We start from the raw sequence: 18767 nt of genomic DNA, 5'->3' as shown, positions 1-18767 counted from the left end.
CACCACCCCGGCGCCCGGGGGCGTGGCCGTCGAGGAGGCGGCCGTCGGGCGCCGGGGTGGTGCGGGTGGGCCAGCGCAGCCACGAGGTGGCGTTGTCCTGGCAGTAGGCGTTGTTGTTGCCGCCCTGGGAACGGCCGAGCTCGTCCCCGGCGAGTAGCATTGGCACCCCCGCCGACAGCAGCAGGGTCGCCAGCAGCGAGCGGCGGACCAGCCGCCGGCAGGCCAGCACGGCCGGATCGTCGCTGGGCCCCTCCACCCCGAAGTTCGCCGAGTTGCCGTGGTCGTCGCCGTCGCGGTTGTCCTCGCCGTTGGCCTCGTTGTGCTTGTGGTCGTAGGAGACGAGGTCGGCGAGGGTGAAGCCGTCGTGCGCGGTGACGAAGTTCACCGACGCCCACGGCTGGCGGCCCGAATGGTGGTACAGATCACTTGATCCGGTGATCCGGTAGCCCAGGTCGGCCACGGTGGAGGCGCCGCGCGTCCATGCCGCGCGCACGGTGTCCCGGTAGCGGCCGTTCCACTCCGCCCACGGCGCCGGGAACGCGCCCACCTGGTAGCCGCCCCAGCCGACGTCCCAGGGCTCGGCGATGAGCTTGACGGTGGACAGCAGCGGGTCGGCGTGGATGGCGGTCAGCAGCGGCGCCGCCGGGTCGAAGCCGTCGGGGCTGCGTGCGAGCGCCGTCGCCAGGTCGAAGCGGAACCCGTCTACACCCATCTCGGTGACCCAGTAGCGCAGCGAGTCCGTGATCATCTTCACCGCGTGCGGGGACGCGGTGTTCACCGTGTTGCCGCAGCCGGTGACGTCCCGGTAGCGACGCGGGTCGCCCGGGTCCACCCGGTAGTAGGTCGCGTTGTCCAGGCCGCGCAGCGACAGGGTAGGGCCGTGCTCGTCGCCCTCGGCGGTGTGGTTGAACACCACGTCGAGAATGACTTCTATCCCGGCCGCGTGTAACGCGCCCACCATCGACTGGAACTCGGCCACCGGGTTGTTCGTGGCCGCGTAGCCCGGGTGCGGGGCGAAGAAGCCCACGGTGTTGTAGCCCCAGTAGTTGGTCAGGCCGCGCTGGGACAGGGCCGGCTCCGGGACGTGCGCGTGGACCGGGAGCAGTTCCACCGCGGTGATGCCGAGCGTGCGCAGGTGGTCGATGACCGCCGGGTGGGCCAGGCCCGCGTAGGTGCCGCGCAGCGCCGGCGGGACGTCCGGATGCGTCCGGGTGAACCCCTTCACGTGCAGTTCGTAGATGACCGTCTCGGGCCAGGGGATGGCCGGGCGCTTCCCGGTCGGGCGGCGGCGGCCGTCGACCACCACGCACATCGGGACGAAGGGCGCGGAGTCGTGCCCGTCGGGGCCGGCCGCGTACGGGTCGGCCTCCTCGAAACCGTGGATCGCGGGATGCGGGACGAGGGAACCGGTCAGCATCCGCGCGTAGGGGTCGACGAGCAGCTTGGCCGGGTTGTGACGCAGGCCGCGTTCGGGGGCGTAGGGCCCGTGTGCCCGCAGCCCGTAACGCTGGCCCGGCCCGACCCCGGGCAGGTAGCCGTAGCAGACCCCGCCGCCCCGTTCGGGCAGCCGGTGGCGCTTCTCCCGACCCCGGGTGTCGAACAGGCAGATCTCGACCGCGTCCGCGCTCGGCGCCGCCACCGCGACGTTGACACCCCGGCCGTCCCAGTGGACCCCCAGCGGCTCGGGTGACCCGGGCAGCACGAGCCCGCGCCGGGCGGCACCGGCCTGATCGGCCTTGGGCCGATCGGTGTTGGGCTGATCGGTGCTGTCATGAACGCGGAACCGTGGCGTCACCTCCGTGACGGTAGCCGCGGCATGTTACCGGCGCCCGATTCCGGTCACTGCTGTCCGGTTACTCCCGCCGGTGGGAGGGGCCGTGGGTGGCCGGCGGTGCCGCGATTCGGTGGGATCCGATCATCAGGATCGGGTCGTCACGGCTGCCGAACGCGCCATAGCCGCCAAAAGGTGTCGGAAACGTAATCGTCGCGTATCCGTGAAGATCGAGTCGTCAGGGCTTAGGCTGCCTGAATCAGGGGTGCCGTCTGGACGTCACGGGCCCGGCACGGGTAGCAGCGGATGACAGTTGGCCAACGGCGGGGCGACGGATGGGCCGTACGCCGCCGGAAGCCGGGAATGATCGAGGAGGTCGGTCGGTGGCGGTCGTGGGGTTCGACGTCGACGGCGGTGTTGGCACGATCAGGCTGGATCGGCCCCCGATGAACGTCATCAACAGCGAGGTCACCGCCGGGCTGCGCGCGGCGGCCGACGAGGCGACCAGGCGGACGGACGTGCGGGCGGTCATCATCTACGGCGGCCCGAAGGTGTTCGCGGCCGGGGCCGATGTCAAGGAGATGGCTCCGCTGGACCACGCGGAGATCCTGACGTGGGTGACCGAGCTGACCACCACGTTCGAGGCGGTGGCCCGGATCCCGAAACCGGTGGTGGCCGCGGTGACCGGCTACGCCCTCGGCGGTGGCCTGGAGCTCGCCCTGACCGCCGACTTCCGGGTCTTCGGGGACAACGTCAAGGCGGGACAGCCCGAGATCCTGCTCGGCATCATCCCGGGCGCGGGCGGGACGCAGCGGCTGCCACGGCTGATCGGGGTGGCGAAGGCCAAGGATCTGATCTTCACTGGCCGGCAGGTCCGGGCCACCGAGGCCAAGGAGATCGGTCTCGCCGACCGGCTGGTCGCTCCCGACGACGTCTACACCGAGGCACGCTCCCTCGTCGCCCGGTTCGTCGACGGGCCGGCGGTCGCGCTGCGGGCGGCCAAGCGGGCGATCGACGACGGGCTGGACAGCGGGCTGTCCGAGGGGCTGCGGCTGGAGACGTCGCTGTTCGCCGGGCTGTTCGGCACGCAGGACAGGCGCATCGGCCTGGACTCCTTCGTCGAGCGCGGTCCCGGCAAGGCTGATTTCGTCGGCCGCTGAACGCCATGGACGACGCCGTGGACGTGCCCCGGGCAGGCGATGCGGACCCGGAAGCCGGGACGGACCGGGCGCCTGGAACGGACCAGGAATCCGAGGCGGCCGGGCCGGGCCGGGCGGCCGGGCCGTCGGCGTCCGACATCCGGGCGGCCTGGAGCGACCCCAAGCAGGCGAACATCATCTACCACGACGCCGAGGCCGACTCCTACGACGCCAAGTGGTCGATCTCGTTCGACGACCGCTGCATCGACTACGCCCGGGACAGGTTCGTCACCATCGCCGGGAAAACCGGCTGGCCCTACCCGAACGCCCTCGAGATCGGCGCGGGCACCGGGTTCTTCCTGCTCAACCTGGTGCAGGCCGGGGTGGTCGCCCGCGACGGGGCGCACGTCAGCGACATCAGCCCCGGGATGGTCGCCACCGCGACCTGCAACGCCGCGAACCTGGGCCTGACGGTCGCGGGCCGGGTCGCCGACGCCGAGTTCGTCCCGTACCCGGACGCGAGTTTCGACCTGGTGGTGGGGCACGCCGTCCTGCACCACATCCCGGACGTCGAGCGGGCGCTGCGGGAGGTGCTGCGGGTACTGCGGCCGGGTGGGCGGTTCGTGTTCGCGGGGGAGCCGACCCGCTACGGCGACGTGGTGGCCCGCCGGCTGTCGCGGGCGACCTGGTGGGCGACCACCCGGGTGACCAGGCTGCCGATGCTGCGGGACTGGGCCCGGCCGGCCGAGGAACTCGCGGCCAGTTCCGCCGCGCACGCCCTGGAGTCCGTGGTGGACCTGCACACCTTCGTCCCGGCGGAGCTGGCCGCGCTGGCGCGCCGCGCCGGCGCGGCCGAGGTGAAGGTGCGCACGGAGGAGCTCACCGCGGCCTGGTTCGGCTGGCCGGTGCGCACCTTCGAATGCGCCGTCGCCGAGTCGAAGCTCGGCTTCGGCTACCGGATGCGCGTCTACCGGACCTGGCAGCGCCTTGCCGCCTTCGACGCCCGGTACGCTTCCCGGGTGGTGCCTTCCGGTCTTTTCTACAACGCTCTCGTCACCGGTGTCTGGGCGCCGGATCCACACCGGTGAGAATACTCGGCCGCCGCTCGGGCGGAGATCCCCGGCAGGAGCGTTTCCTCACGTTCTCCGCGGTGCGCTGGATCGTCCGCCATCGGGCCTGGACGCCTTTCTACCTGCGCCGGTACTGGCGGTTCGCGCTGTTTCGGCTACGGTATCCGCAGGTAGTGACCGAGGGTTTCGTTTTTCTCGGGAAGAATGTGGTCCTCGAGGGGCGCCCCGGCTACGGGAGGATCGTGCTGGGCCGCTGGGTGCACCTCGGCGACAACAGCCGGATCCGCTGCCACGAGGGAAACCTGCGTATCGGTGACAAATGTGTCCTCGGGCGAAACGGCACCATCAACTGCTATCTTGACGTCGAAATCGGCGCAAAGTCCCTGATCGCGGACGACGTATACGTTATAGATTTCGATCACGTGTTCGACGATATTCACGTGCCAATCAAGGACCAGGGCATCGTGAAGTCCCCGGTGCGGATCGGCTCGGACGTGTGGATCGGCACCAAGGTCACCGTGCTGCGCGGGAGCCGGATCGGCCCAGGGTCGGTGATTGCCGCGGGTGCCGTGGTGAACGCCGACATCGCGCCGATGTCGGTCGCGGTGGGTGTGCCCGCCCGTGTCGTGCGTAACCGGACAGCGGACTACCAGGCCGCCGAGGCGAAGCGGGCGGCTCTGGCCGACATCGCTCGCAAGACGGCCGCGGCCGCCGCCGGGGTCATCGCGGCCCGCGCCGAGGCTGGTCGTTCCCGTCAGGGATGACCTGTCGCGCCGGCGGTCGAACCGGCGGTCGAACCGGTGATCGGCTCGGTGGCGGGCGCAATGGTCAACACGATGATCGACATGATGTCGGAAAGTCGACTTCATCACCACCGTGGGTGGGGCTTTCGCGACCTTCAGGCGGGCTCTATTATGTCGTCTGACGTCCCGCTTAGATCGACAATATGGTGATCGACCAGTACGACGATCGGCAAGTACAGCGATCAACAATTGTCGATCGAAAAGGTGGCCGACAACAGCGGCCCGGGCGGGTGTCCCGAGAGGTTGAGGATGACCGAAGCCGATGACATCGTAAACATCCGAAAGCTACCGGTGGATTTCACCGAAACGAGCCGACAGGTCGCCGACCGGCCAGAAAAAGGCGGGCGGGTCCGGTTGCCGGGGCTCGACCCCGATGCCTTTCGGCATCCTCTCGACCGGCGGGCCACCCGTGCGCTGCAGCGGATTCCCGGGTTCGACCGGGCCGTGGCGAAATACATCGAATGGGGCGTGGAACGCGGCCACTACGTGGAGCACACGGCGTCCAGCGTGAAAGTGGGGCCGAACCAGCTCCCGGAGATCTACGCGATCCTGCGCGAGGCGTGCGCGATCCTGGACGTTCCGGAGCCCGAGCTCTACGTCCGGCGCGGCCCGGTCGACGCCTACACCGCCGGGCACACCCGGCCCTACGTGGTGTTGTTCACCGACCTGCTCGACATCATGGACACCGACGAGCTGCTGGCCGTGATCGCGCACGAACTCGGCCACGTCAAGTGCGGCCACGTCCTCTACGGGACGATGGCCCGCATCGTCGGCGGTGCCATGGGCGCGGGGGCGGCCCGCAGGGCGGGCGCCGCCATGGGCAACGTCGTCTCCTTCGGGCTGGGAGCGGGCCTGGCGGCCTGGTCCCGCAAGGCGGAGCTGACCGCCGATCGGGCGGCGATGCTCGCCGTCCAGGATCCCGGCCCGTGCGTCCGGATGATGATGAAGCTCGCCGGCGGCGCGACCCGCTGGCTGGACCAGATGAACCCGGAGGCCTTCCTCGAGCAGGCCCGGCTGCTCGACGACATGGTCGAGGAGAGCGCGCTCGCCCGGCTCCACCGACTGCGGATCCGCACCACCGGATCCCATCCGCTCGCGGTCGAGCGCGCCCGCTACTTCGACGAGTGGCTGCATGAGGACGAGCCCCGCAAGATCCTGGAGGGCATCTATGCCGTGCGGGCTGGCAGCCGGCACTGCCTGACCTGCGAGACACCGCCGCGTCCGACCGAGAACTTCTGCGCGTCCTGCGGCACCGGCCTCGCCGTCTGGACGGCCGCCGTCTGGACGGCCGCCGACTGACCTGGCCCGGCCGGCCGCTTCGGCGCACGGCGCAGGCACGGCGTACGGCGAGGGCTCAGCGCAGGGCCAGGTCGACCACGAGTGGTTTGTGGTCGCTACCGATCTTGTTGCCCACCTGATAGCCGGTGACGGCGAACTGCGGCGACGCCAGCACGTGGTCGATCCGTAGCAGCGGTGGCAGAGCCAGGTGGTTGGCGTTCCAGGTCGGGGCCCAGCCTGCGCCGGCCACGTCGTGGGCGTCCCGCAGCCGCTCGTCGAGCAGGCGCGCGAACGGCCGATGGTCGCGGGTGGCGTTGAAGTCACCGGCGAGCACCACCGGGACAGGGGAGAGGGCGGCCTCCGCCCGCAGGGCGTCCAGCTGCCGTCGCCACTGGGCGGCGTAGTCGCGGCTCGTCGGTGACACCGTGTGGACGGCGAAGAGCCGGAACTGGCGGGTGGCGTCCACCCGGACCGTCATCCGCAGCGACGGCAGGTCGGCGATCATCGGAAGCTCCGCCTGGACGAGCGGGAACCGGGAGAACACCGCCACCCCGAACGGATCCGGCCGCGGATGCGCCTCCCGGTAGGCGTAGCCGTCCAGCGCGCCGGACTTCGTCACCGCGTCCAGGGTGAGCGGGGTGGCCTCCTCCAGCACGACGATGTCGGGCCGGGCACGGGTGATCTGGGCGCCGAGCCGCCCGGCGTCGCCGTTGGTGTACAGCAGGTTGGACGTCATGATCCGTACCTTTGCCGCGCCGGCGGGGGCGGCCTCGGGCCTGCCCGGCCACAGCTCGGGCACGGTGAAGGCCAGATGGGCGATGACGGCCAGCAGCGAGACGACCAGCAACCGGTTGCGCCGCAGCGCGAAGGCGGCCGCCAGCGCCACGTAGGCAGGCAGGTACTCGACCGGGGCGAACGCGTTGATCCCCGAGTACGGCCAGCTCAGCACGTCGTCCAGATGGAGCAGCCGGCCCGCGGTGATGATCACGAGGGTGCCGGCGACCACCCAGGAGAGAAAGATCGTCAGGGTTCGTGGCGGTATCACGGCGACGGCGCGGTCCTTCGCCCCCGGCCTGTCCGGCTCGCCGGGGAACACGGGCAGGTCGGAACCGGTCTCCGGATGCGGGGAGGTCATGACAACAGGTTGCCGGTAGGGACGGCCGCCGCGGCCACCAGGGTGGGACGCGGATCCGACACTGCGCCCAACCACACACCAACACCGCGGACGACCGCATGATGACAGCGCGGCTGGCTTCCGCGCTGTTTCCGCCGCCGGTGTGAACGGCGACAGGCATCTCTATGGCAGGAGTGTGAGGGCCGAGGTGTGGGCCCTGGGGTCAGTCCCGCCCGAAGCCGTCGGCCAGAAGTTCGTCGATGCGAGGGGTGATGCCCGAGTGGGATGCGCCTACGCCGACGAAAGCGAGCCTGCGGCGGGCCGGGGTCTCGGCCGGAGGGAGCTGGGCGGCGAGGTCGGCGATGACGTCGACGACATGGGTGCCGCGCCGTTCCGCCTCGGCGGTGAGGCGGTGGACGAGCTCGTCGGGCAGGTCGAGCGTGATGCTCATGCGCTGATTCCACGTCTCCAGGGCTGTTGATCTGGTTCGTCCAAGTAGCCCTCGCGGTGGGTCCGCAGTGGCACGTAACCGGCTCAGGTCCGTGGTTGTCGAGCTGGGTGGATCATCAGGGTGGGAGCTTCTGTCCGCATTGCGTTCCTACAGCTCTACAGCTCTACAGCCCGGTCAGGCCCTGGTGAGCCGGCGGGCGTCCAGGGCGGGGAAGGGGTGGTCCAGGGTGCGGTAGTGGCGGGCGAGCCTGGTGGCGGCGAGCCGGTCGCGGGCGTGGACCGTGTCGGCCAGTGCGTCGAAACGCCCCGCGTGCGTGTAGGCCCGGGATCTGGCGTAGTCCGCGGCGCTGTCGTGGGTGACGCAGAACGCCCAGTCGCTGGCACTGGTGAGGAACGCCTCCCGTGCCATCTGGTCGAGGACGTCGTCCCGCTCGGCCGGGTGGGCGGCGGCGGTCACGACCTCGACCAGCCGCCCGTTCACCTCGGCGGCGAGCTTGGCCAGGTCGGTCACGTCCGCCCAGACGTGGAAGTCCTTGCCGCGTCCCCAGGAGCCCGCCGGCAGGTCGCGGGCGCCCTCGACGTGCCCGGCCGCGGCCGCCTGTGACAGCGTCGCAGCCTGGATGCCGGCGTCGGGCAGCAGGGTGAGGACCGCTTCCAGGAACGCCGGTCCCTCGTGCCAGTGATGGCCGAACAGCTCGGTGTCGAAGGCGCACACGACCAGCGCGCGGCGGCCGTCCCTGGCCGCGGCCAGCTCGGTCAGCCGCCGCCGGAGCACACCGACGAAGCGCGCGGCGTCGTCGGCGGCGGCCCGGCGGGCGGCGGCGGGTTCGTACGGCGCCTTGCGCCCGGGCGGGGTGTCCACGGACGTCACCCTGGACACCCGCAGGCCACTGCCGTGGTCGAAGGTGTGGAAGTCGCGGTACCACGCGCCCCTGGGATAGCCGGCGGTGGGCGACCACACCTCGTAGGAGACGCCGAGGTCGCGGGGGAAGGCCAGCACGCCGCTGCCCGCGACGTCGTAGGCGCCGGCGGTCTCGCCGCCGACGGTCGGGCCGTCCACCACGAAGTGGGTCACGCCCGCGGCGGCGTAGTGCCGTTCCAGCCCCGGCCGGTAGGCGCACTCCGGGGCCCAGATCCCGCGGGGCCGGGTACCGAGGCGCAGGGTGGCGTCGTCGAGGCCGGCGCCGAGCTGGACCGGCACGATCCGCTCGTCCAACAGCGGCAGCACCGGGTGGGACGCCGGCCCTCCGAGCAGCTCGACGACACCGGCGTCGGCCAGGCGGCGCAGCAGCGGTGACGCCCCGTGCCGCCAGCGGCTCTCGACGGCTCGCAGGGCGGCGGTGGCCAGCGCGCCTTCGTGGCCCGCGCCGGGCACGCCGTCCACCAGCGCCCCCTGCGCCCGAAGCTGCCAGTCCGCCACCCATCTGGCCAGCCCGGACAGGCAGTACGGGTCGTCCAGCATGGCGGCCAGCACGGGTGTGACGCCGAGGGTGAGCACGTTGCGCTGGCCGGTGTCGGCGAGACGCTCGAGCAGGTCGAGCAGGGGCAGGTAGGCACCGGTCCAGGCCTGGTAGAGCCATTCCTCGCCGACCGGCCACGCGCCGGCGTGCGCGACCCACGGCAGATGGCTGTGCAGCACCAGGCAGAACGTTCCGACCGGCTCGGCCGGTGTCCGGGCCGCGCCGCGGGCCGGGGTCGGGGAAGCGGTCGGGGTCGGCGCCGCGGGCCGTGCCGGGTGGCTCATGGCCGGCGGTAGGCGACCACGGCCAGGTCGAGACAGGCCGTGATCGGGGTGTCGGCGGTGTCCGGGTGCAGGGCGAAGTCGTCGATGGCGGTGCGGCGTACCCGCTCGGCCAGCGCGGCGGACCACTGCGGGTAGGGGCGGGCGAGCTGGGCGTCCACGATCGCGCCGTTGCGGCGCTCCCAGGCCCGTAGTCGCGGCGCGTGCCAGACGCCCCACAGGCGGGTGACCACGAAATGCTCCTCGAGGAGGGAGACGAGCTCGTCGGGGGCGAGCTCCCGGGTGTGGTAAGGGTTCGCGGGAGCGTCGAGCCCCGGTGAGAAGGTCAGCCGGTTCGGGGTCGTCAGCACCAGCGTGCCGGCCGGGCGCAGCACCCGGGCGCACTCGGCCAGGAACGCCTCCTGGTCGTTGAGATGCTCGATGACCTGCAGGTTCGCGACGACCTCGGCGGTGGCGTCGGCGAACGGCAGCCGCTGGAGATCGGCGCGGACAGGGGTGGTGGCGGGATAGGCGCGCCGGACGTGCTCGACGACGTCGGCGTCGGCGTCGACCGCGACGACCTGGGAGGCGGATCTCGCCAGCATCGCCGCGCCGTACCCCTCGCCGCAGCCCGCCTCGACGACCACGGCCCCGGTGGTGAAGGGGGCGAACGCGGCATAGGCCGCCTCGTGCCGTTTGAACCAGTACCGCTCGAACCACACCCCCGGCACGGTCCGCTCCCCGAAGACCGCCCAGGCGAGCAGCGTGTTGTGGTCATCGGACGTGGGGGTGGCCCCGGCGGTGTGGCGGGGTTCAGCGATGTTGCGGGGCCCGGTGGTGTGGCGGGGCGTCGTCGCCGCTTCGTGCCTGACCATGAAACCCGACCCTACGCACTGGTAACCACAACGTGTCGGCGGCTCTCCACGGACAGCAAAAGGTGTGACTTATATGACGTATTACGGGAGGGCTACGGGACAGGTACGGGATGGGTACGGGATAGGTACGGGATAGGTACGAAAGCAGCGTAAAGATGTAACAAAACAGGGTCCCGTCCGCCTTGATTCGGCCCGTCGCAGTACCAACGAGTCGTAGTGCCAACGGACTGCGTCCGACAGGAAACGGTACGTAATAGTCTACCAGTGGTGGGCGCAACCGCGGTGACGGGCGCCGTGGGCCGTCACCGCGGTTGCCCGTCACAGGGCTCGTTCGCCGTCACAGGGCCAGTTCGCATCTGGCCTGTTCGCATCTGTCGCGTTATGGCTTTCTCATACGGCTCCGCTTGTACCTCTCTATACTAATATATCAATTTCTGTACTAATTTGTACGATTTACGATGTTGAACGCGTTGCCGTGGAGCGCATGCCCGTGGAGCTCCCTGCGGATCCGGTCCGCGGCTTCGGCCGGTCACGCGGAGATGGCTGTCGCGGCCACCCTGGTGGGGACGACGGGGCGGGTCACCAGCGGCGCGGCGTGCCGGCGCCACTCCCGGACGGCGACGACGTCGTCGTGCCGGCTCAGCTCGCGGTCGAGATCGCGCAGCTTCTCGGTGATCCGGGCGGAGTCGAGACCGCTCGCCAGGTCGGCCGCGCGGTTCCCGGCGTCCAGGGCGGCTTCGAGATCCGGGCCGGGCCTGCGCAGATAGGACAGGGCGAGATCCGCCTCGGCATAGCTGCGGGTGCGGGTCCGGGACGGGAGCTGCCGGGCGCGGGACTCCAGCAGCAGGGGCTCGGCCTGCCGGGTCCACCCGAGCAGCATGAAGCAGTGGCCCTTGCACTCGGCAACGTCCGTCTCGTTGTAGTGCGACGACCATGGCGGGTCGTCGCCGTCGCCAGCCCGGTCGAGCTCGGCGTCCATGGCGGCCAGCGCCTTGCAACAGCCGGCCTCGTCGCCGTTGCGGGCCAGGGCCCAGGCGTGCTTGTCGTGCAGCATCACCCGTACCGAGCGGGACGCGACGGAGCGGGAGCGCTCGAGGGCGGCCTTGGCCAGTGCGAGGCTCTGGCGAAGTTGGCCGAGACGCCCGGCCTGGTCGCTCATGGTGGAGAGGATCCGGCTGGCCAGCATGGTGTCCCCGGCGTGTTCGGCGAGGCCGAGCGCCTGAATGTAATAGCGTTGTGCCAGTGACTGACGGTCACAGTCCTGGGCGAGCCAGCCGCTGAACTGGGTCAGCTCGGCCAGCGCGCCGAAGAGATCCGGGGTGTGCCGGGCCTCCAGCGCGGTCCTGGCCCGGTCGTGGAGGAAGGCGACCACCTGTCCACGGATCTCGCCGCTGCCGTACCGGGCGTCAAGTTTGCGGAAGGTCTCGGTCATGTCCCTGATCATCATTGCGGTCGGGGCGGTGGCCGGGGTGTCGTCGTCGACCGTCCTGACGACGCCGGTGAGGCTGGCCAGCACCGAGTCCGCGAAGGCGCTCGCTATGAACGCGCTTCCGTCCTGCAAGAGATCTCGCCTGCGCATGTCGCGTCCTGAGAGTCCGGCGATGGTTCCAAGGGTGCCCACGGGCTGCTCGGCCACGGTGAGCCCGAAGTCGTCCCCGCGAAATGTCTCACCCCGCCAACCGAGGTCTGTCGGGGTGATCCGGTAGCCCACCAGAGCCGACATCTCGGCGGCGGCGAGCTCGGCCACCATGGGGTCGCGGGGGCGCATGCCGCGACGCCAGTGGCCCACCGTGGTCCTGGCCAACCCGAGCTCGATCCGGCGGTGTCGCCGTGCGCGCTCGTTGACCTGCCGGGCGAAACGGGTGTCGGAGATCGAGGTCTCGGCGAGCAGGCGTGCGAACAGTGTGGGGCTGGATCCATCTTTGTCCGATATAGGGCCATCTTCCCGAATGAAGTCGATCAATTCCGATTTTCTATCCATTGTGCCCTAATGGCTCGTGTAATGACTTTTTGTGACGACAGGGTGTTTTTTCAGCCTCGGGGCAGAACGTAGTGATGCGATCACGGTGACGGAAGGGACCGTGCAGAAGTTGGCTTGAATGCACACGTGGGTGCCCTCCGGTGGCAACGTGGACGGAGCATGGCCCCGGGTGTGGGCGGGGCGCGGTACCGGACGCGTCGGCGATCATTGAGCGTGACAACGTTGCCGGTGCGACCATGTCAGGAACAAGCAGACCGATGAAAGTGGCTACGGAGGCCTCGAGGCGTGGTGAACATCGTTGTTACTGTCAAGCAGGTGCCGGACACCTGGGCAGAGAAGAAGCTCGATCCGGTCACCAAGACGATCGATCGTAAGAGCGTGGACAACGTCATAAACGAGATGGACGAATACGGTGTCGAAGAGGCCCTGAAGATCAAGGAAGCTCATGGTGGCGAGGTGACAGTGGTCACCCTGGGCCCGCAGAAGGCCATCGAGACCATCCGCAAGGCACTGTCGATGGGCGCGGACAAGGCCGTGCACATCACCGACGAGCAGCTGGCCGGCTCCGACGCCCTGCAGACGTCCGTCGTGCTCGCGAAAGTTATTTCCACGCTGTCGCCCGACATCGTCATCACCGCGGCCGAGGCCTCTGACGCCCGGGGCGGTGTGCTGGGGGCCCTGCTCGCCGAGCAGCTCGGGCTCCCGCAGCTCACCCAGGCCCGTAAGGTGACCGTCGACCCGGCGGCGGGCACTGTTCGTATAGAACGCCAGGCCGACAACGGCTACGCTCTGGTAGAAGCGTCCACGCCGGCGGTCGTCGGTGTCGTCGAGAAGATCAACCAGCCGCGTTACCCGTCGTTCAAGGGAATCATGGCGGCCAAGAAGAAGCCGCTGACCACCGTGTCCGTTGCCGACGCCGGCCTGGATCCCGCCACGGTCGGGCTTGCCAACGCCGCGTCGACGGTGGTGGACGCCCAGCCGGCGCCGCCCCGTCAGACCGGAACGATCGTCAAGGACGAGGGCGACGGCGGTACGAAGGCCGCCGAGTTCCTCGTCGCGCAGAAGCTGATCTGAGGGGTCCTTATCCGATGGCTGAGGTTCTGGTACTCGTCGAGCACGCGGACGGCGAGCCGAAGAAGATCACTGCCGAACTGCTGACGCTCGCCCGGTCGCTGGGCGAGGCGTCCGCGGTCTTCCTCGGCGCTCCCGGCACGTACGAGAAGGCCAGGGAGTTCCTGGCGGAGTACGGAGCGTCGAAGGTGTACGTCGTCGAGTCCGACGACGTCGTCGACTATGTGGTGGCGCCGGTGGCCGAGGTCCTGGCCAAGCTGGTGACCGACGTCTCGCCCACGGCGGTCCTCACGGCCGCCACCGCGGAGGCTCGGGAGGCCGCCGCGCGGACGGCCGCGAAGACCGGGTCCGGTCTGCTCTGGGACGCCGTTGCCGTCGCGGCGGACCTGACCGCGACCCAGGGCATCTTCGGTGGCTCCACGATCGTCACCTCGAAGGTCACCAAGGGGACACCGATCTTCGTGGTGCGGCCGAACACCACCGCCCCCGAGGCCGCGCCGACCACCCCGGTGACGGAGAACGTCCACATCACGATCTCGGACGCGGCGAAGTCGGCGAAGATCCTCGACCGGGTGGTCGAGGCCAAGTCGGGCCGTCCCGACCTCACCGAGGCGCAGATCGTGGTCTCCGGCGGCCGTGGTCTCGGCGCCGCCGAGCACTTCACGCTGGTCGAGAAGCTGGCTGACAGCCTCGGCGCCGCGGTGGGCGCGTCCCGGGCGGCGACCGACGCTGGCTGGTACCCCCACCAGCAGCAGGTCGGCCAGACCGGCAAGACCGTGTCGCCGCAGCTCTACGTCGCGGTCGGCATCTCCGGTGCGATCCAGCACCGGGCCGGGATGCAGACGTCCAAGACGATCGTCGCGATCAACAAGGATCCGGAGGCGCCCATCTTCGAGTTCGCCGACTACGGAGTCGTGGGTGACCTGTTCAATGTCGTCCCACAGCTCACCGAGGCGATCGAGAAGCGCAAGGGGTAGCCGGGCTGCCGCTTTGCGGCAGCGTGTCCGCGGATGTTCCACCGGTGTCCTTCCGCGGTCTTCCGCGGTCCCTGACGGCCGGATGTTCCCACCCGGGGAACGTCCGGCCGTTGTCGTTCCACCCCCGGCACGGGCGGCCATCTGGAGCTGGAACCGCCTCGGAACGGCCTGACGAACGCTGGCCGCGGACCCCTGTAGGTCCTGGTGGTGTGCTAGGGGTCCGGGCATCGGAACCCCTGCTCGATCCCGTTTCCCGGTCCCTGGGGCTGGTTTCGGATGATGCTGGTCCGGTGTCCGGTGGGTGTCGCCCGGTGGTCATTGCTGGCCCGGCGGGCGCAATCTGGCTGGAACGCCCTCCCGTCGCCTTCCGTTGCGGATGCGGCCGGGAATCTCCGCAAAATGATGATCATGCTGGGGTCTGGACGTCCAGCCTATTGTGTGGGCATCCTAATATCTGCCCATCCAACTATTGGATGGGGGAGCATGCCCGCCGTTGGTCCGGAGGTTTCGAGGATGGGCGCAGCCAGTCAGTCACCCCTGCACGTCCCGCAGCATCCGGTGCGGGTCGTCACCGTGGCCTCCCTGTTCGACGGCCACGACGCGGCGATCAACATCATGCGCAGGATCCTGCAGTCCCAGGGCGTCGAAGTGATCCACCTCGGCCATGACCGCGGTGTGGAGGAGGTGGTCACGGCCGCGATCCAGGAGGACGCCCAGGCGGTGGCGCTGTCGTCCTACCAGGGCGGGCACGTCGAGTACTTCAGCTATCTGGTCCAGCGGCTGCGCGAGCGCGGCGCCGGCCACATCCGGGTGTACGGCGGGGGAGGGGGTGTCATCGTCCCCGACGAGATCGCCCTGCTGCACTCCCGCGGAGTCGCCCGGATCTTCTCGCCGCAGGACGGGCAGCGGCTCGGGCTGCCAGGGATGATCAATATTATCGTCGCCGAGTGCGACACCGACCTGACCATCGACCTGCCGTCGCTGCCGGCGATCACAGCTGGTGACCAGGGTGCGCTCGCCCGGGCGATCACCGTGTTGCAGGGCGGCGCCTCGCCCGAGCTCGCGCGCCAGGTGCGCCAGGCGGCCCGGCCCGGTGTCCCGGTGCTGGGCATCACGGGCACGGGCGGATCCGGCAAGTCCTCGCTGACCGACGAGCTGCTGCGCCGGCTGCGCCTCGACCAGCAGGACAAGCTGCGCGCCGCCGTGATCGCGGTGGACCCGACCCGCCGCCGCGCCGGCGGCGCCCTGCTCGGCGACCGCATCCGGATGAACGTGCTCGGGGACGCCGACGGCCCGTCCACGATCTTCTTCCGTTCGCTGGCAACCCGAGGCGCCGGCAGTGAGCTGCCCGAACGGATCGGCGACGTGATCGCGGCCTGCCAGGCCGCCGGCTACGACCTGGTCGTGGTCGAGACGCCGGGAATCGGCCAGGGTGACACCGGCATCGTCGACCTGGTGGACGTCTCGCTGTACGTGATGACGCCCGAGTACGGTGCCGCGTCCCAGCTCGAGAAGATCGACATGCTGGACTTCGCCGACGTGGTGGCGATCAACAAGTTCGAGCGGCCCGGGGCCGAGGACGCCCGCCGCGACGTCGGCCGTCAGCTGGTGCGCAACCGGGAGGCCTTCGGCTCCTCCTGGGAGGACATGCCGGTGTTCGGGACGAGCGCGGCCCGGTTCAACGACGACGGGGTCACCGCGCTCTACCAGCATCTGACCTCGCTGCTCGGGGCCAAGGGCCTGCCACTGGCCGCCGGCACGCTGCCGCGGGTGTCGGTCAAGGCGTCCTCGGGGCTGACGAGGGTGCTCCCGGCGTCCCGCGTCCGCTACCTGGCGGAGATCGCCGAGACCGTCCGCTCCTACCACCGGCACAGCGCCGAGCAGGTCGAGGCGGCCCGCCGACGCCAGCACCTGCGCACGGCGCACCAGGAGCTCGCCGCCGCCGGTGACCGGCACGCGGGGCTCGACGCCCTGCTCGAAGGCGCCGAGAAGGCGCTGGATCCCGGCGTGCGCGAGCAGTTGGACGCCTGGCCGGCGACGGTGACGGAGTACTCCGGCGAGGAGCTGGTCTACAAGGTGCGCGGCAAGGAGATCCACACGCCGCTGCGCCGCACGACGCTGTCGGGCAGCTCGATACCCCGGGTGGCGCTGCCCCGCATCGGCGACGACGGTGATCTCGTGCGCTTCCTGCGCGCGGAGAACCTGCCCGGCCGGTTCCCGTTCACCGCCGGGGTGTTCCCGTTCAAGCGGATCGGCGAGGCGCCGGCGCGGATGTTCGCCGGCGAGGGTGACCCGTTCCGCACCAACCGGCGCTTCCACTACCTCTCCCGGGGCTCGGAGGCCACCCGGCTGTCCACGGCGTTCGACTCGGTCACGCTCTACGGCCGGGACCCGGCGCCCCGTCCCGACATCTACGGCAAGATCGGCACGTCCGGGGTCTCGATCGCGACCCTGGACGACATGAAGGAGCTCTACGCCGGCTTCGACCTGTGCTCGCCGACGACGAGCGTCTCCATGACGATCAACGGGCCGGCTCCGGCGATCCTCGCGATGTTCCTCAACGTCGCCATCGACCAGCAGCTGGAACAGTTCGCCGCCACCGAGGGCCGCCAGCCCACCCCGGCCGAGGCCGCCGAGGTGCGGGCCAGAGCGCTGACGACCGTGCGCGGCACCGTGCAGGCCGACATCCTCAAGGAGGACCAGGGGCAGAACACCTGCATCTTCTCCACCGAGTTCGCCCTGCGCTGCATGGCCGACGTGCAGGAATGGTTCATCGACCACGGCGTCCGCAACTTCTACTCCGTGTCGATCTCCGGCTACCACATCGCGGAGGCCGGGGCGAACCCGATCAGCCAGGTCGCGTTCACCCTCGCCAACGGCTTCACCTACGTCGAGGCCTACCTCGCCCGCGGCATGCGCATCGACGACTTCGCGCCGAACCTGTCGTTCTTCTTCTCCAACGGCCTGGACGCGGAGTACACCGTCATCGGCCGGGTGGCCCGGCGGATCTGGGCGGTGGCCCTGCGCGAGCGCTACGGTGCCGCCGAGCGGTCGCAGAAGCTCAAGTACCACGTCCAGACCTCCGGCCGTTCCCTGCACGCCCAGGAGATGGACTTCAACGACATCCGCACCACGCTGCAGGCCCTGTGCGCCATCTACGACAACTGCAACAGCCTGCACACCAACGCCTACGACGAGGCGGTGACCACTCCGACCGAGCACTCCGTCCGTCGCGCGCTGGCCATCCAGATGATCATCGACAAGGAGTGGGGGCTGTCCGGCAACGAGAACCCGATCCAGGGCTCCTACATCGTCGAGGAGCTCACCGGCCTCGTGGAGGAGGCCGTACTCGCCGAGTTCGAGCGGATCTCCGAGCGCGGCGGTGTGCTCGGCGCGATGGAAACCGGCTACCAGCGCGGCCGCATCCAGGACGAGTCCATGCTCTACGAGCAGCGCAAGCACGACGGCAGCCTGCCGATCGTCGGGGTGAACACCTTCCTCGACCCCGACGCGGAGGACAGCTCGCAGGGTCCCATCGAGCTCGCCCGGGCCACGGAGGAGGAGAAGGTCTCACAGCTCGAGCGCCTCGCCGACTTCCAGGCCCGGCACGCCGAGGAGGCCCCCGAGGCGCTGCGCCGGCTGCGTGAGGCCGCGGCGGCCGGCGAGAACGTCTTCGACGTTCTCATCGACGCGGTCCAACACTGCTCGCTCGGTCAGATCAGTGACGCCTTCTTCGAAGTCGGTGGCCGGTATCGTCGTAATGTCTGAGCAAACCTAGTTTCCCAGCGCCCTGGCTGGCCAGGGCAGCGCGGTCGTGATTCGCTCGCGTCCGGGGTCCCCGCCGGATCCGGCGTGGACCCCGGACGCGGCAGGTCTCCGACAGGGGTCCGGGAGGCCCACGTTTCCCATGGGCCCGCGGCGGCACGGGGAACAAGGCCCGTGTTGTTCCCGGCCGACCGGCCACGTCGTGGAGGAGCCGTCCGCCCGTGTCCTTTCCCAAACCTCTGCCGTTCGACCCCATCGAGGAGGCGCGCAAGCAGTGGACGGCGCACGGATGGGCCGAGGCGGCTGACGGCATGGCGGCCGTCACGTCCGTGATGCGCGCCCAGCAGATCATCCTGGCCCGGGCGGACGAGGTGCTGCGCCCCTTCGAGCTGACCTTCGCCCGCTACGAGCTGCTCGTGCTGCTGCTGTTCAGCCGGGCCGGCTCCCTGCCGATGAGCAAGGTCGGCAATCGCCTGCAGGTGCATCCGACGAGTGTGACCAGCGCGGTCGACCGGCTGTCCTCGCAGGGCCTGGTCCGCCGCATCCCGCATCCCACGGACCGGCGCACGACCCTGGCCGAGATCACGGCAGCCGGCCGGGAGGTGGCGACCACGGCCACCGTCGAACTCAACCGGCGCCTGTTCGCCGACCCGGGCTTCCCGCCCGAGCAGGTCGGTCCGCTCGTCGACATCCTCCGGGAGTTCCGCAGCCGCGCCGGCGACTTCTGACCTGCCGGCCCCCGGCCGGCCACTG

14 protein-coding genes are annotated in these 18767 nt (G+C 70.2%); 8 read left to right on the top strand and 6 right to left on the bottom strand.

The window, feature by feature from the left end:
• A partial coding sequence (gene glgX, locus CM1CMNOD_RS17655) for a glycogen debranching protein GlgX (protein ID WP_131774093.1) occupies window positions 1-1795 on the bottom strand: 1795 nt, incomplete at its 3' end.
• A gap of 359 nt (window positions 1796-2154) precedes the next feature.
• On the opposite strand from glgX, the gene CM1CMNOD_RS17650 reads away from it, so the two are divergent.
• From CM1CMNOD_RS17650 to CM1CMNOD_RS17635, 4 genes are all read left to right on the top strand, one after another.
• Window positions 2155-2931 carry an enoyl-CoA hydratase/isomerase family protein gene (locus CM1CMNOD_RS17650; RefSeq protein ID WP_013874950.1) on the top strand — a complete coding sequence of 259 codons (777 nt, stop codon included), beginning with the start codon at window positions 2155-2157 and terminating at the stop codon, window positions 2929-2931.
• Window positions 2932-2936: 5 nt separating this feature from the next.
• Window positions 2937-3998 carry a class I SAM-dependent methyltransferase gene (locus CM1CMNOD_RS23310; RefSeq protein WP_083828350.1) on the top strand — a complete coding sequence of 354 codons (1062 nt, stop codon included), beginning with the start codon at window positions 2937-2939 and terminating at the stop codon, window positions 3996-3998.
• The gene (locus tag CM1CMNOD_RS17640) at window positions 3995-4744 is read left to right on the top strand and encodes an acyltransferase (RefSeq protein ID WP_013874948.1); all 750 of its coding nucleotides are present in this window, start codon (window positions 3995-3997) and stop codon (window positions 4742-4744) included. The genes CM1CMNOD_RS23310 and CM1CMNOD_RS17640 overlap by 4 nt, the downstream gene beginning before the upstream one ends.
• A gap of 330 nt (window positions 4745-5074) precedes the next feature.
• Window positions 5075-6082 carry a M48 family metallopeptidase gene (locus CM1CMNOD_RS17635; protein ID WP_241245660.1) on the top strand — a complete coding sequence of 336 codons (1008 nt, stop codon included), beginning with the start codon at window positions 5075-5077 and terminating at the stop codon, window positions 6080-6082.
• A gap of 55 nt (window positions 6083-6137) precedes the next feature.
• Here CM1CMNOD_RS17635 and CM1CMNOD_RS17630 read toward each other — a convergent pair whose 3' ends face one another.
• The 5 genes from CM1CMNOD_RS17630 to CM1CMNOD_RS17610 all read right to left on the bottom strand — a co-directional run bounded on the left by CM1CMNOD_RS17630 (window position 6138) and on the right by CM1CMNOD_RS17610 (window position 12201).
• Window positions 6138-7196 carry an endonuclease/exonuclease/phosphatase family protein gene (locus CM1CMNOD_RS17630; RefSeq protein ID WP_013874946.1) on the bottom strand — a complete coding sequence of 353 codons (1059 nt, stop codon included), beginning with the start codon at window positions 7194-7196 and terminating at the stop codon, window positions 6138-6140.
• A gap of 202 nt (window positions 7197-7398) precedes the next feature.
• Window positions 7399-7626 (bottom strand): hypothetical protein, encoded by a 228-nt coding sequence (locus tag CM1CMNOD_RS17625; RefSeq protein ID WP_013874945.1) that lies wholly within the window; start codon window positions 7624-7626, stop codon window positions 7399-7401.
• A 174-nt stretch (window positions 7627-7800) separates the two neighbouring features.
• The gene (locus CM1CMNOD_RS17620; RefSeq protein WP_013874944.1) at window positions 7801-9369 is read right to left on the bottom strand and encodes a 1,4-alpha-glucan branching protein domain-containing protein; all 1569 of its coding nucleotides are present in this window, start codon (window positions 9367-9369) and stop codon (window positions 7801-7803) included.
• On the bottom strand, window positions 9366-10220 hold the full coding sequence (locus CM1CMNOD_RS17615; RefSeq protein ID WP_013874943.1) for a class I SAM-dependent methyltransferase: 855 nt from the start codon (window positions 10218-10220) through the stop codon (window positions 9366-9368). The genes CM1CMNOD_RS17620 and CM1CMNOD_RS17615 overlap by 4 nt, the downstream gene beginning before the upstream one ends.
• Window positions 10221-10749: 529 nt before the next feature.
• Entirely contained in the window at window positions 10750-12201 is a 1452-nt protein-coding gene (locus CM1CMNOD_RS17610; protein ID WP_013874942.1) for a hypothetical protein, read from the bottom strand.
• A gap of 288 nt (window positions 12202-12489) precedes the next feature.
• Here CM1CMNOD_RS17610 and CM1CMNOD_RS17605 point away from each other — a divergent pair, with 288 nt between their 5' ends.
• The 4 genes from CM1CMNOD_RS17605 to CM1CMNOD_RS17590 all read left to right on the top strand — a co-directional run bounded on the left by CM1CMNOD_RS17605 (window position 12490) and on the right by CM1CMNOD_RS17590 (window position 18742).
• Window positions 12490-13275: an electron transfer flavoprotein subunit beta/FixA family protein gene (locus tag CM1CMNOD_RS17605; protein ID WP_043607045.1), complete on the top strand. Its 786-nt coding sequence runs from the start codon at window positions 12490-12492 to the stop codon at window positions 13273-13275.
• 14 nt (window positions 13276-13289) lie between these two features.
• Window positions 13290-14249, top strand: a complete 960-nt coding sequence (locus CM1CMNOD_RS17600) for an electron transfer flavoprotein subunit alpha/FixB family protein (protein WP_013874940.1) — start codon at window positions 13290-13292, stop codon at window positions 14247-14249.
• A gap of 513 nt (window positions 14250-14762) precedes the next feature.
• On the top strand, window positions 14763-18017 hold the full coding sequence (icmF, locus tag CM1CMNOD_RS17595; RefSeq protein ID WP_013874939.1) for a fused isobutyryl-CoA mutase/GTPase IcmF: 3255 nt from the start codon (window positions 14763-14765) through the stop codon (window positions 18015-18017).
• Between the two features lie 218 nt (window positions 18018-18235).
• The gene (locus CM1CMNOD_RS17590; RefSeq protein ID WP_013874938.1) at window positions 18236-18742 is read left to right on the top strand and encodes a MarR family winged helix-turn-helix transcriptional regulator; all 507 of its coding nucleotides are present in this window, start codon (window positions 18236-18238) and stop codon (window positions 18740-18742) included.
• The last annotated feature ends 25 nt before the right edge of the window (window positions 18743-18767 follow it).

The sequence above is a fragment of the Protofrankia symbiont of Coriaria myrtifolia genome (assembly GCF_900634755.1).
GTDB lineage: Bacteria > Actinomycetota > Actinomycetes > Frankiales > Frankiaceae > Protofrankia > Protofrankia coriariae.
This window is presented reverse-complemented; position numbering and strand designations above follow the sequence as displayed.